The sequence below is a fragment of the Alcaligenes sp. DN25 genome, assembly GCF_023674485.1.
GTDB lineage: Bacteria > Pseudomonadota > Gammaproteobacteria > Burkholderiales > Burkholderiaceae_B > Alcaligenes > Alcaligenes phenolicus.
In genome coordinates this window covers 3,711,214-3,724,712 of record NZ_CP098408.1, presented here as the reverse complement: position 1 = coordinate 3,724,712, position 13,499 = coordinate 3,711,214, and the positions used below count along the sequence as shown (strand labels likewise).

The 13,499-nt window shown below is 56.8% G+C and carries 11 protein-coding genes; 5 read left to right on the top strand and 6 right to left on the bottom strand.

The genetic code is table 11. From position 1 onward, the window contains the following. Positions 1–80: 80 nt before the first annotated feature. The 4 genes from fdhE to fdnG all read right to left on the bottom strand — a co-directional run bounded on the left by fdhE (position 81) and on the right by fdnG (position 5,726). Positions 81–1,007, bottom strand: a complete 927-nt coding sequence (gene fdhE, locus NBV64_RS17205) for a formate dehydrogenase accessory protein FdhE (protein ID WP_250756216.1) — start codon at positions 1,005–1,007, stop codon at positions 81–83. 77 nt (positions 1,008–1,084) lie between these two features. Further along, complete coding sequence (locus NBV64_RS17200) at positions 1,085–1,738, bottom strand: formate dehydrogenase subunit gamma (RefSeq protein WP_009463457.1); 654 nt, start codon at positions 1,736–1,738, stop codon at positions 1,085–1,087. Further along, complete coding sequence (gene fdxH / locus NBV64_RS17195; protein WP_021447214.1) at positions 1,731–2,648, bottom strand: formate dehydrogenase subunit beta; 918 nt, start codon at positions 2,646–2,648, stop codon at positions 1,731–1,733. Before fdxH ends, NBV64_RS17200 begins: the two co-directional genes overlap by 8 nt. A gap of 3 nt (positions 2,649–2,651) precedes the next feature. Further along, entirely contained in the window at positions 2,652–5,726 is a 3,075-nt protein-coding gene (gene fdnG / locus NBV64_RS17190; RefSeq protein WP_250756215.1) for a formate dehydrogenase-N subunit alpha, read from the bottom strand. A 560-nt stretch (positions 5,727–6,286) separates the two neighbouring features. On the opposite strand from fdnG, the gene NBV64_RS17185 reads away from it, so the two are divergent. Then, on the top strand, positions 6,287–6,706 hold the full coding sequence (locus NBV64_RS17185; protein WP_009463451.1) for a helix-turn-helix domain-containing protein: 420 nt from the start codon (positions 6,287–6,289) through the stop codon (positions 6,704–6,706). Positions 6,707–6,846: 140 nt separating this feature from the next. On the opposite strand, the gene NBV64_RS17180 is transcribed toward NBV64_RS17185, so the two are convergent. Continuing rightward, positions 6,847–7,797 carry a carbon-nitrogen hydrolase family protein gene (locus NBV64_RS17180; RefSeq protein WP_021447211.1) on the bottom strand — a complete coding sequence of 317 codons (951 nt, stop codon included), beginning with the start codon at positions 7,795–7,797 and terminating at the stop codon, positions 6,847–6,849. 20 nt (positions 7,798–7,817) lie between these two features. Further along, positions 7,818–9,140: an MFS transporter gene (locus NBV64_RS17175; RefSeq protein WP_009463449.1), complete on the bottom strand. Its 1,323-nt coding sequence runs from the start codon at positions 9,138–9,140 to the stop codon at positions 7,818–7,820. A gap of 136 nt (positions 9,141–9,276) precedes the next feature. Between NBV64_RS17175 and NBV64_RS17170 the strand changes: the two genes are divergently transcribed. The 4 genes from NBV64_RS17170 (at position 9,277) to NBV64_RS17155 (ending at position 13,473) form a co-directional block, all read left to right on the top strand. Continuing rightward, entirely contained in the window at positions 9,277–10,176 is a 900-nt protein-coding gene (locus tag NBV64_RS17170; RefSeq protein WP_230940563.1) for a LysR family transcriptional regulator, read from the top strand. A gap of 66 nt (positions 10,177–10,242) precedes the next feature. Further along, a complete protein-coding gene (locus tag NBV64_RS17165) occupies positions 10,243–10,926 on the top strand; it encodes a response regulator (RefSeq protein ID WP_031232927.1) in 684 nt (227 codons plus the stop codon). 24 nt (positions 10,927–10,950) lie between these two features. Continuing rightward, positions 10,951–12,357: a sensor histidine kinase gene (locus NBV64_RS17160; RefSeq protein ID WP_250756214.1), complete on the top strand. Its 1,407-nt coding sequence runs from the start codon at positions 10,951–10,953 to the stop codon at positions 12,355–12,357. Between the two features lie 123 nt (positions 12,358–12,480). Next, positions 12,481–13,473 (top strand): Bug family tripartite tricarboxylate transporter substrate binding protein, encoded by a 993-nt coding sequence (locus tag NBV64_RS17155; RefSeq protein WP_021447208.1) that lies wholly within the window; start codon positions 12,481–12,483, stop codon positions 13,471–13,473. Positions 13,474–13,499 lie beyond the last annotated feature (26 nt).

Below are 13,499 nucleotides of genomic sequence, written 5' to 3'. Positions count from 1 at the left end.
AGGCAGGCGTTTGAGTCTATGGGCAAGGTCCGTCAGCTACGCCTTGTGCTCGGGGCAACAAGGCGTAGGGGAATCTTAGCTTAAGACTGGTGCCAAAGAAGCGGATTGCCGCTGGCGCGGGAATAGCCTTCTTCGCCCATCAGAACGTCCAGAGCCAGACTGGCCAGGTCGTCTGCAACTGGATCAAGACCCAGCTGCTTTTCCTGATAGAAGATTTTGCGGTAGGTGTGGCAGTTGTCGCAGGACTCGGCCTTGATCCCTTCCGGGCCATCTTCAATGGCGTGATACGCCACGCTTTTGGTACTCTCGCAGTGCGAGCAGGTCACGCGCACCAGATGCCATTCCACGCTGCAACGCGGGCAGCACATGTAGCGGCAACCATCTTCACGACCACCCACACGCACCACACTGGATACGGGAAGGCTGCCGCAGGACGGGCATACGCCAAAGGGGCTGGTTACAGACAGTTGGCCCTCGGTCAGCGAGCAGGCCAGATGCGTCCAGTAAACCTGCAAGGCGGCCATGACAAAAGGTGCCGCGGCACCGTCTTGCTCAGGCAATTGCTCGGCCAGAATCGCGTCAGCCAGATCTTCCAGTTTTTGTGGGTCAGACTCGGCTTTCTTGAGCAGGTCCTGACAGACTTCTTGGGCGGCTGCAGGCACGTCCGAAGTGTTGATCATGTGATTGAGCAGGCTGCTCAAAATGCTGAGCCACTGTGGATCGCGCTTCCAGCCCGATGCCAGCAGGGGCGGCATACCGTGTCTTTGCGCTGTTTCCAGCACCTCGGTGGGCAGTTCGGTCGGGGGCAGGGCATTGAGTTGTTTGTGCTGCCCATCTACCAGATGTGCCAGCAAGAGCAGGTAGGCACCAACGGGATTGCCGTCAGCCAATTGACGCAGACGTGCTGCCCGGTCAGCAAAGACGCTGGCTCGCACAGGCAGGCGCAGTCGGGGGATGGAGGTGTGGTCCAGACTTTCGATTTCGCCGCGCGGAAGGATGCGTTGCAAGACAGACTCCTGAAAACAAGGCTGCCATGCCCGAAATGGTGCATGGCAGCCGGGTTGCTTATGTACCAGAGCCCCGCTTATTCGGCAGGACGGCTGGGACCTTTTTCCATTTCTTCACGGAACCAGGCGCGGTGGTGCTTCCAGGCCCAGGCACGGGTAACCGTACCGCGGGTCATGGCTTTGACTGAACCTTTTACCCAGATACCGGCGTAGATGTGCACGATAATCGCGCAAATCATCAGCAGGGCGCAGACCGCGTGCAGCACGGAGGCCAGACGGATAGCCCAGATGGGGAAGAAGGCGGAAAAGTATTCGCGCCACATCACCACACCGGTTGCCAGCAGGCCGATCATGAAGATCACCAAAGCAAAAAACAGGATTTTTTGCCCGGCGTTATAGCGGCCTACTTCGGGAATGCGCTCGTCCTTGGCATTGAGCACGTCCTTGAAGTGACGCAGCCAGGCCGCGTCACCCTTGGAGAACATATTGTGCCGTACCATGCGAGCCGCAAACAGGAAAAAGCACACAAACATCACCACACCAATGAACGGGTGCAGAATGCGTGTCCACGGACCGCCGCCAAACAGATTGGTCAGCCAGAACATTGACGGATGAAACAGCGCCAGCCCGGACAAGGCCAGGAGCACAAAGCTCATGGCAATGATCCAGTGATTAATGCGCTGACTGGTGGTGTAGCGCTGAATCAAGCCCTTGCGGTTGTGATCAGTCATGGTGAGCCTCCTGGATCTTGCGTGCGTCCTCGTCGGCGCGGCGCTCGTCTTCCTCGTCGGTCTCGTTAGGACCGGTTCGGATGTAGTGGAAGAAACCAATCAGGGCGGTCAGTGCCATGGCAGCAACCCCCAGCGGCTTGGCCACTCCCTTCCAGAGCGAGACCATCGGACTGATTTGCGGGTCCTTGGGCAGATCGCTGTACAGCTCGGGCTTGTCGGCGTGATGCAGCACGTACATGACGTGGGTGCCACCCACTCCAGCCGGGTCGTACAAACCTGCGTTTTCAAAGCCGCGCGATTTCAGGTCTTCGATACGCTCTGCAGCGTGGTGCTGCATGTCTTCTTTGGTACCGAACACAATCGCGCCGGTAGGACAGGTCTTGGCACAGGCCGGTTCCTGTCCGACCGCCACACGGTCCGAACACAAGGTGCACTTGTAGGCTTTCTTGTCCTTTTCCGAAATGCGGGGCACATCGAAAGGACAGCCGGTAACGCAGTAGCCGCAGCCAATGCAGTTTTCCTCGTGAAAATCCACAATGCCGTTGGTGTACTGCACGATGGCGCCTGGCGAGGGACAGGCCTTCAGGCAGCCCGGGTCCTCGCAGTGCATGCAGCCGTCTTTGCGAATCAGCCATTCCAGATCGCCAGCGGGGTTTTCATACTCTGCAAAACGCATGATGGTCCAGGACTTGTCGGTCAGGTCGGCCGGGTTGTCATACACCCCGACGTTGTGACCGATTTCGTCGCGCGTATCGTTCCATTCCATGCAGGCGACCTGACAGGCCTTACAGCCAATGCACTTACTGGTGTCGATCAGCTTGGCCACTTCCCCGCCCACGGGCTCGCGCACGCTGGGCGATGGGGTGGTGGTTGCGGAGCGCCGTTTGATATCAAGTGATTGCAAGGCCATGGCTTACTCCTTAACCTTTTCAAGTTGAACCAGGAAGGCCTTGGTCTCCGGCGTTTGCGAGTTGCCATCGCCTACCGGCGGGGTCAGCGCATTGATCAGGAAACCAGGTCGGGCCAGACCCACAAATCCCCAGTGCAGCGGGATACCCACTTGGTGGACAACTTTGCCATCCACGTTCAGGGCTTTGATGCGCTTGGTCACCACCGCCACGGCCTTGATATAGCCACGGTTGGAGGACACCTTGACGCGGTCACCTTGCACAATGCCCACTTCCTTGGCCAGCTCCTCGCCAATTTCCACAAACTGTTCGGGCTGCACGATGGCGTTCAACTTCACGTGCTTGGTCCAGTAGTGGAAGTGCTCGGTCAGGCGGTAGGTGGTGCCCACATAGGGGAACTTGTCTACCGTACCCATGGCTGCCAGGTCGTCCTTGAAGATACGGGCTGCCGGGTTGGTCATGGCACGTGGTTCGTCAGGACTGAGCGGGTTGTAGCTCAGAGGGCTTTCAAAAGGCTCGTAGTGCTCGGGGAAGGGGCCTTCTGCCATGCCTTTACGGGCAAAGAAGCGGGCGACACCTTCAGGGTTCATGATGAACGGGCCCATGCCATCAGCCGGATTTTCATCGGCCTTGTAGTCAGGGACGTCCGCACCACCCCAGCGCTTGCCATCCCAGTGAACCAGGCTGCGACGTGGGTCAAAGGGTTTGCCGGTCAGGTCACAGGAAGCACGGTTGTAGAGCACGCGGCGGTTTGCTGGCCAGGCCCAGGCCCAGTTCAGCGTCTGGCCGATTCCGGTTGGATCGCTATTGTCGCGGCGAGCCATCAGGTTGCCTTGCTGCGTCCAGGCACCGGCATAGATCCAGCAACCGCTTAGCGTGGTGCCGTCGTCGCGCAATTCGGCAAAGCCATCCAGCTGCTCGCCTGCCTTACGCGTGATCTTGCTTGGATCTTTGGGATCATGCAGATCCACCAGTGCGCGGCCCGAATATTCCTTGGCCAGTTCAGCGGCGGTTGGATCATCCGGGTTGGAGTAGGGCCAGGACAGGTTCAGGATTGGATCAGGGAAGGCACCGCCTTCTTTCTGGTACAGCGAGCGAATACGCGTGAACAGCGTACTCATGATCTCAATGTCGCTCTTGGCCTCGCCCGGAGGATTGGCGGCCTTCCAGTGCCATTGCAACCAGCGACCCGAGTTCACCAATGCGCCTTCTTCCTCGGCGAAACAGGTGGTGGGCAGACGGAAGACTTCAGTCTGGATGGAAGCGGAATCGACATCATTGTGCTCGCCATAGTTCTTCCAGAACTCTGACGTTTCCGTAACCAGCGGGTCCATGATGACCATGTACTTGAGCTTGGAGAAACCACGCAGCAGCTTGGCCTTGTACGGTGCCGCCGCCAGGGGGTTGAAGCCCTGACAGATGTAGCCCGTCATCTTGCCTTCGTCCATCAGCTCGAACACTTGCAGCATGTCGTAGAGCTTGTCCAGCTTGGGCAGATAGTCGTAGGCCCAGTTGTTCTCGGCCTGGGCGGCATCACCAAACCAGGCTTTCATCAGGCTGACGTGGAACTTCTTGTAGTTGCGCCAGTAGCTGAGCTGGTTGGGGCGTAGCGGCTGTTGGGCACGTGCGCCGATGTAGCCGTCAAACTCTTTCTCCGCCTGGTTGGGCAAAGTCAGATAGCCGGGCAGCAGGTTGGACATCAAACCCAGGTCAGTCAGACCCTGAATGTTGGAGTGTCCGCGCAGCGCGTTCATGCCACCGCCGGCAATACCAATATTGCCCAGCAGCAGCTGGACCATGGCGCCGGTACGGATGATCTGCGAACCAATACTGTGTTGCGTCCAGCCCAGCGCATACAGGATGGTACCCGCGCGACCCGGTTCAGCGGTCGAGGCCAGCATTTCACAGACTTTCAGGAACTTGTCCTTGGGCGTGCCACAGACGCGTTCCACCATCTCGGGCGTGTAGCGCTCGTAGTGCTTGCGCAGCAGTTGGTAGACCGAGCGTGGGTGTTGCAAGGTGGGGTCCGTCTTGACGTAGCCGTCCTCGCCCAGCTCGTAGTCCCAGGAGGACTTGTCGTAGCTGCGTTTTTCTTCGTTGTAGCCCGAATACAGCCCCTGCTCGAAGTCAAAGTCTTCGCGCACGATAAAGGGCATATCGGTGTAGTTGCGCACGTATTCGTGCTGGATCTTGTCGTTATCCAGCAGGTATTTGATGACGCCACCCAGGAAGGTGATGTCACTACCGGTACGTATAGGCGCGTAAAAGTCCGCTACGGATGCCGAACGCGTAAAGCGTGGATCCACAACGATCAGTTTTGCATTGTTGTGTGCTTTGGCCTCGGTCACCCATTTGAAACCACAGGGGTGCGCCTCGGCTGCGTTGCCGCCCATAATCAGCACAATATCCGCGTTCTTGATGTCGACCCAATGGTTCGTCATCGCTCCACGGCCAAACGTCGGGGCAAGACCTGCCACCGTCGGGCCGTGTCAGACACGTGCTTGGTTATCGAACGCCAGTACACCCATGCTGCGGATGACTTTATGGGTGACATAGCCCACTTCGTTACTACTTGCCGAAGCAGCCAGCATGCCGGTGGTCAGCCAACGGTTGACGACGGTGCCGTCTTCAGCAGTGGTCTGGAAGTTGGCGTCGCGGTCTTCTTTCATCAGCTTGGCAATACGCGTGAAAGCGTCTTCCCAGGAGATGCGTTCCCACTTGTCCGAGCCAGCGGCACGGTATTCAGGGTATTTGAGTCGGTTGGGGCTCTTGATGAAATCCACCAAGCCTGCGCCCTTGGGACAGAGTGTGCCGCGGTTCACGGGGTGGTCGGCATCGCCTTCAATGTGAACCACGCTGGGCTCGGCATTCATGGCGCCGTCACCACGGGAGTACAGCAGCACCCCACAGGCTACGGAACAGTAAGGACAGGTATTGCGCGTCTCTGTCATGCGGGTCAGTTTGTACTGCCTGACTTCCGCCATGGCGGGGGTGGGCGCAGCGCCCAGCAAGACCATGCTGGAACTGGCCAGCGAGGCCCCCGTCACTTTGAAGAACTGACGCCGATTCATGTTCACCATGCGGCTCTCCAATAGGATTGTGTTTTCGTGTTTGAAATCGTCAGGGGAGGCGCCTTGTGAGCTCTGCCCCTGTTTTATAGTTGAACAGTATAAGCGTTGAACTTATGGGCTACTGCCAAGAGGGCGTGTCTAATTGATCAAGGACAATCTTGATTCTATTGAGGTTTTCACGCCGGAGCCGCAAGTGTAGTCGGTGATGCGGGTATTCACCTACTATTTGCAAGGGATTTTTTCAATTTAGCGGGCTTGTTTGAAGTATTCGATCTGAAAGCTGCCGGGCAGTTCGAACTCCACGTGATGCAAAATTTGGGGTTCACAAAGTATTCATGCGTGAGTTGTAGTCGCAGATACGAATGTAAATATGCCCAATGCTGTGTTTTGAAAGCGCGCCTCTGACGTGTTCAGGGGCTTTTTTTATGGTCTGTTTGGATGTGTGTCTTGATCAGGATCAGCCGATAGGGCGGTCAGGGAGCACTTTCAGAATTATCTGACAGACCGGGATGGAACGGGACGGTAAGTTCAGGGTTCTCCGTTCTCTTACATCCTTAGGTTTGTCAGCCATGATGAATACATACTTGTTGACCACTGAAGATACTGATCCTCGTACCTTGCCCGAGCAGGCCGTGCTGTATGCCCATCTGTTGACACGAGATGCCATGAATGATGAGTGCGTGCGCAAGTTGATGGCCGCACCGCGTTTTGTGCGTTCGGACAAGGGGATTCCGTATGTGGTGCTCAAGGATATGCGAACGCATCGTTGGACCCTGATTCGTGCCTGGCGCGAGTATCTGGAAATCAAGCGCGAGCGTTTGGCCAGTCGCTTGGGAATCAGTGTGGCGGAATACAACGTGATTGAGAAAGGTCTTGTTCCATTGAGCCTGACGATGTTGGCTCTGTTGGCGCAGGGAATGGGTCTGGACGAGACGCAGTTGCAGATGTCTCCGTATCAGCCCGTGCTGGAACCTTTGGCTTTGAGCTAGTGCCAAGGGATCAAAAACAAAGCTACGACAGGAAAGAGCAGGTGCAGGCAGCAGCTTGTGCCAGGCTCGAAAGCAGTTCCGGCCCCATCACGTTTATCGCGTGATGGGGCTGGTTTTTTAAGTGCAGGATTTGGCTGGTTTTACTCGGCCGAGTCTTCGGTTTGCAGTTTCACTACCTGCTTGGCTCGGGTGTCGACATGCAGAGAGAAGATGTCGGGGCGCGAGTAGTGGCCGTAGACGTCAAAGTCCAGATTGGCCTGTTTGAGCAGGTCCATATCCAGTTCGGCGTACAGCTCGGTTTCTTCATCAAACACCGGGCCGGCCAGCACTTCGCCGGTGGGGCTGACGATCATGCTGCCGCCGTGCATCACGTAGCTGTCCGGAGCAAATTCGCCGGGCAGAGCAAATTCTTTCTGGAAGGACTCGGGGTAATTGTTCAGGCGGATGGCCTGGCAGGCGGACAGCACGAACACACGGCCTTCAACGGCGATGTGAATCATGGACGAGGCCCAGGTGGGGCGGTCGTCTGCCGTGGGGGCGCAGTACAGTTCGGTGCCTTGGGCATACATGGTCTGACGCAGGGTGGGCATGTAGTTTTCCCAGCAGATCACGTTGCCGATACGACCCATGGGAGTATCGACAGTGCCCATGGTGGAGCCATCGCCAAAGCCCCAGACCAGACGTTCCTGGCCGGTAGGCATCAGCTTGCGGTGGATGCCCACCACGCCTTTGCCGGGAGCCAGTGTCAGAGCAGTGCAGTACAGGGTGCGACCCATTTTTTCGATTACGCCCATGACGGTGTACACACCGGTTTGGGTGACTGCATCGGCCAGTGCTTCCAGTTCAGGGCCACCCAGGGTGACAGCGCCTTCCACATACATCTGGTACAGGGCACGGCCTTCGGGGCGGCGGTTGCCGATGACGCTGCCAAAGCTGATGCCTTTGGGATACCCGCCCAGAAAGGCTTCGGGAAAGACAGCCAGGGTGGCGCCATTGGCAGCCACACGCTGCAAGATGGCGGCGGCTTTTTCTACACTGCTGGCAGAGTCAAACGGGATGGATGCCGCTTGTATAACTGCAACTTTGCTCATAACTAGGTCTCCTTTAAAGGTCAGCCTGCGGACAAGTCCACGTTTTTGGTTTCAGGCAGGCGGGTATACAGGATCAGGAAGCACACCAGGGATACCGCAGCCAGGTACCAGGCCGGTACGTTGGGGTTACCTGTGTACTGGATCAGGGCAGCAGCAATGAAGGGGCCAGGGCCAGCCAGCAGTGCTGACGAGACGTTGTGGCCCAGTGCGGCGCCGGTCGAGCGAATCGAGGCGGGGAACACTTCCACCAGCAGCACCACGTTCATGACGGCAGAGATGGCCACCAGGAAAGCCATGATGATCAGGCCCAGCAGGATCAGCGCGGGTTTGCCGGAGTTCATCATGATGAAGATCGGGTAGGCCATGATGGTCAGACCCGCAGCGGCAAACAGCGCCAGTTTGCGACGACCGTAGTGGTCCGAGAAGCGGCCAACCAGCGGGTGCAAGATGCAATACACCACCAACGAGGCACTGCACAGCCACAGGGCCGAGGTCTTGCTCATGCCCAGGATGGAAACCAGGTGGTTATTGGCGTAGGTGATGAAGTAGTACAGCGACACCAGGAACAGGGCGGAGAACGCAAAGGACAGAACAAAGGCGTTGAACTTGTCCTTGGACGAGACGCGCTCCAGCGTGTTGTTGGCTTTCTTTTCCTGCAGCTCGTGGTAGACGGGGGTGTCGTTCAGTTTGCGGCGGATAAAGACCGCAATGAAGGTCATCACAATCGACAGCACGAAGGGCACACGCCAGCCCCAGCTGTAGACCTGGGCTTCGGTCAGCGTGGCGTTGATGGCGGCAGCCGTGGCCGTACCCATCAGGAAAGCGATACCGGCGGTAAAGGTCACCACGCTGGCGGCCGAGGCACGACGGTTGGAGGGGGCGCTTTCCACCAGGAAAATACCGGCAGCGGACCACTCGCCACCCACCATCATGCCTTGCAGGAAGCGCAGCACAACCAGCAAGATAGGAGCCGTAATGCCGATGGTGTCATAGCCAGGCAGCAGGCCAATCAGAGTAGTGAACACACCCATGCCAAAGACGGTAATCATCAGCACGGTCTTGCGGCCAAAGCGGTCGCCAATGGGGCCCAGAATCAGGGCGCCAAAGGGGCGCGAAACAAAGCCCACGGCAAACACGGCCAGGGACGAGAGCAGGGAAACGCCAGCGGCGTCGGATGGAAAGTAGATGCTGCCGATAATGGCTGCAAAGTAGCCATAAATCGCGAAGTCAAACCATTCCATAAAGTTGCCAATACCAACGGCAACAACTTGTTTTTTACTTAAGCCCGGCTGGCCTGGGGGGGCCGATTTGGCATGCGAAGGGGCGACGGTAGCAGTGCCCATAAAGATCTCCTCGAGCAGGGCAGGTGAATACCTGACCCTTATTGTGGTTGTGGCTGATTTTTAGTCTAATCAAGCCAAATAATTATTCAAACTAATTAGAAAAATGGCTTCCATTAATATTGCTAATATCAGGCGGATGGATCTGAACTTGCTGCTGGTGTTCCAGTGCTTGATGAACGAGCGCAGCGTGACCAAGGCCGCCAATGCCCTATTTCTGACCCAGGGCGCGGTCAGCGCGTCCTTGCGCAAGTTGCGGGTGGTATTCAATGACGAGCTGTTTACCCGTGGTTCGCACGGAATGACGCCTACGCATCGGGCCTTGGAGATTGCCCCGCAGATATCCGAGGCCCTGAAAAGCATCTCGGCGCTGGTTACATCCGAGCAGGAGTTCGATCCAGCTCGCTCCAACCGGGTTTTTCGCATCGCTTTGTCCGACGATCTGGAAAATATGCTGGCCAAACGCATGATTCGCATGGCTGACGAGCAGGGCTGGACGATCAGTTTTTCCTTCTACCAAACCAATAGCTATTTGTGGCCGCAAAGCATGGTGGAGCATGGGGCGGATCTGGCGATTTGCTCCAGCCCTAAATTTCTGAGCACCATGCACAAGTCGCAAGTGCTGTTTTCCGCTTCCTATATCTGCATTTACGATAAGCAGTCCATTGCGTTTTCAACCCCCATCAGCAAGCAGGAGTATCTGCATGCTCATCATGGGCGGGTGTCCTTTGACGGCTTGCGCGGCTTTGTCGATGAACTCTTTGATGCCGAGCGACTGCAGCGCAAGGTCAAGGCCTCATTCACGCATTTTTCCGGGGCAATCAACGCCATTATTGGCAGCCCTTTGGTGCTGACCATGCCCGATTACGCCGCCCGCTCCTTTGTGGAATGCAATAGTCGATTAGCCGTCTCGCCGGTGCCATTGCGGGTGCCGTCTTTTGTGGTGTCCATGATTTGGGACATCAACAAGGAACATGATGAAGAAAGCCGCTGGTTGCGGCGTTTTGTGCTGGAGCTGACCGAGTCTGTCAGCCAGTGACGTGCTGCTGATACGATCCGGCGGCGTACTATTGCCCCTGTTCTGTTTTCTTTTCTACTATCCGCCATGCGAATTTTATTGATTGAAGACGAGCCTGATTTGGCCCTGTGGCTGACACGCAGCATGCAAAAGAAAGGGTTTGCAGTCGAGTGGTCCAACGACGGGATGGTGGCCTACCATCGTTTGCAGATCGAGGAATTTGATGCGCTGGTCCTGGACCTGGGCTTGCCGGGTATGGACGGACGTGCCTTGCTGGCACGTCTGCGTTCGGAGGATAACCGGACTCCCGTGTTGATCTTGACGGCTCGCGACTCCTTGCAGGAGCGAGTGGAAGCCCTGGAGTGTGGGGCGGACGATTTTTTGCCCAAACCTTTTCGTATTGAAGAGCTGGTGGCGCGCGTTAATGCCCTGATTCGTCGTAGCCGGGGCAAGGACAAACCGCGTATGGCGTGTGGCAGCCTGATCTATGACTTGGCCACACAGCGCTTTACGCTGGATTCGGCGCTTCTGTCCGTGTCACCGCGTGAGGCTGAGGTACTGCGCATTCTGGTGCAGCGTAGCGGAGAGCCAGTAAACAAGCAGTTCATCCTGGATCGGCTCAATGACAAGGATGACGATGAAATCAATATCGAAGCTATCGAAGTATTGGTGCATCGCTTGCGCAAGAAACTGCAGTCCTCGGATGTCCATATCGTCACTTTGCGCGGCGTAGGTTATTGCCTGGAGCCTGTGGGCGATGATGAGCCTTAGCGTATTGCCTTATTGGGGGCAAATATGGCCTTAAGCAGTTTGCGTCGTACTTTGTTGTTCATGCTGATTCCTGCGGCCTTGCTGACCTCGGGCGTGTCCCTGTTTGTTTCCAGCATGACCTTGAAAGATCAGGTCAACGCCGCGTTTGACCGGGCTTTGGCCGGTGCCTTGAAATCCATGTCGTCCAATGTCTTGACCATCAGTGGCGGGCTGGCGATGGAGCAGTCTTACTACATGATGGAGTTCATGGAGTACACCATCAGCAGTCAGGTGTATTTCAGAGTGGCCACTGAAGACGGTTTGTCGGAAATTGGCTTTACCGGTATGCCGCTGCCAGTGCGGCGTCTGCTCAGTAATCAGCCCGTTTTCTATGACGCTGAATATCTGGGAGAGCCCTTGCGCATCGCAGCAGTGGCGCTGGAATCGGATGGGCGCCTGCAGACTTATCAAGACAGCCGAATTCTGATTCAGGCTGGTGAAAACCTGAGCGAGCGCCATGCTTTCATACGCAAAGTCATTATCCAGAATTTGATTCAGGACGTGGCGGTGCTCAGCCTTTTCATTGTTCTGATTCTGGCTGGCACCTTGTTGGCGCTACGCCCTTTGCGCAAGTTGAGCGCCGAGGTACGGCATCGTTCCCCCGACAACCTGGAGCCGATCAGCGAGGCCAGCCTGCCGCGAGAGGTCCGGCCTTTGGTACAGACCATCAATTTGCATATGGATCGTTATGCACGCAAATCACGCGAGCAACAGCAGTTTCTGGACGATGCCTCGCACCAGTTGAAAACCCCCTTGGCTGTTTTGCTGACCCAGGTGGATTTTGCCCTGTCTCTGGCCAAGACCGATGAGATGAAGGAGGTGCTGGAGGCAATTCAATTACGCTTGAACAACACGGCCCAGATGACGCATCAAATGGTGGCCTTGTCCAGGGTTCGCGATGCTGCTGACCAGCTACGCACCCGCGCGGCCTTGGGCACAGTCGACTTGTGCCAGCAGGCCGGGCTGGTGGTGGATGAGCTATGGAGCCTGGCGAGGTCCAAGCGTCAGGATCTGGGCCTGGACGCGCCCTCCATCCCTGTTCGGGTAGCCGGGGAGGCTTGGCTCTTGCAACAGGCTTTAAGCAATATGGTCAGCAATGCCATCAAGTACTGCCCACGTGCTGCATGCATTACGGTAACGGTGCGCAAGGAAGGGCCGGTGTGCAGCATTCAGGTTGAAGACGATGGTCCGGGTATGAGTGCTGATGATATGGCCAAGGCAGGCCATCGTTTCAGGCGCGGCGAGGCGGGGAAGGCCTTGCAGGGCTCCGGTTTGGGGCTGGCGATCGTACAGGCTATTGCACAGATTCATGGCGCCCGCATGAGCTTGCGGACAGGACCGCAGCAGCGTGGTTTGATCGTGCGTTTGGAGTTTGATTCGCTTGAACACTGATTGGATTTTCAGGGTATACCCTTGAAAATCGTGTTTTTTGGCGAAATTGAAAGGTAGGCGAAAGCTTCTCTCCGGTAAGGTCGCATCCATTACAACGACTAAGATCCTCCTGGAGGCGAATCAATGACTATCCACATGAAACTACGGGTGCTACTGGCCAGCAGTATTCTGGGCTTGAGCAGCCTGAGTGGCGTACAGGCTCAGCAACCCTCCAAGCCTGAGTGTATTGCTCCAGCACAGCCAGGCGGCGGGTTTGACCTGACCTGTCGTGTGGCCGTGAACGGTTTTCTGGAAACCAAGCTGCTGGAAAATCCCATGCGCACCGTCTATATGCCCGGCGGTGTAGGGGCGGTGGCCTATAACCATATCGTGGCGCAGCGTCCGGGCGACGGCAATGCGATTGCTGCTTTCTCGGGTGGCTCCCTGCTGAATCTGGCACAGGGCAAATTTGGCAAATATTCGGTAGAGGACGTGCGCTGGCTGGCGTCGATTGGCAGTGATTATGGCGTGACCATTGTGCGTGCGGACTCGCCTTATCAGGACCTGAAATCCCTGATGGAGGCCTTCAAGGCCGACCCGACCAAGATTGTTCTGGGCGCGGGTGGTTCCGTGGGTGGGCAGGACTGGATGAAGGCTGCGCTGACGGCCCGTGCCGCAGATGTGGATTTCCGCAAAATGCGCTTTGTTGCCTTTGAGGGCGGTGGCGAGGCGATGACGGCCCTGCGCGGTGGTCATATTCAGGCCTATATGGGCGATGCAGCCGAAGCTCACACCATGCTGGAGGGTGGGGCGCCTATTCGTATTCTGGCTGTCTTTAACGACAAGCGACTGGACGGTGCACTGGCCGAGATTCCCACGGCCAAAGAGCAGGGCTTTGATATTGAGTGGCCTATTATTCGCGGCTTTTATGTGGGCCCCAAAGTCTCTGACGAGCAATATCAGTGGTGGGTTCAGGCGTTCGAGCAGCTGATGAAAACGCCCGAGTTTGCTCGCATGCAAACTCAGCAGGGCCTGTTTCCCTTCAATATGAGCGGCCAGGAACTGGATGCTTACGTAAAACAACAAGTACTTCAGTATCGAGAATTGGCTGACTCGTTTGGCCTGATCAAGAAGTAAGTTTTTACGCTACTCCCGGCCAGTTT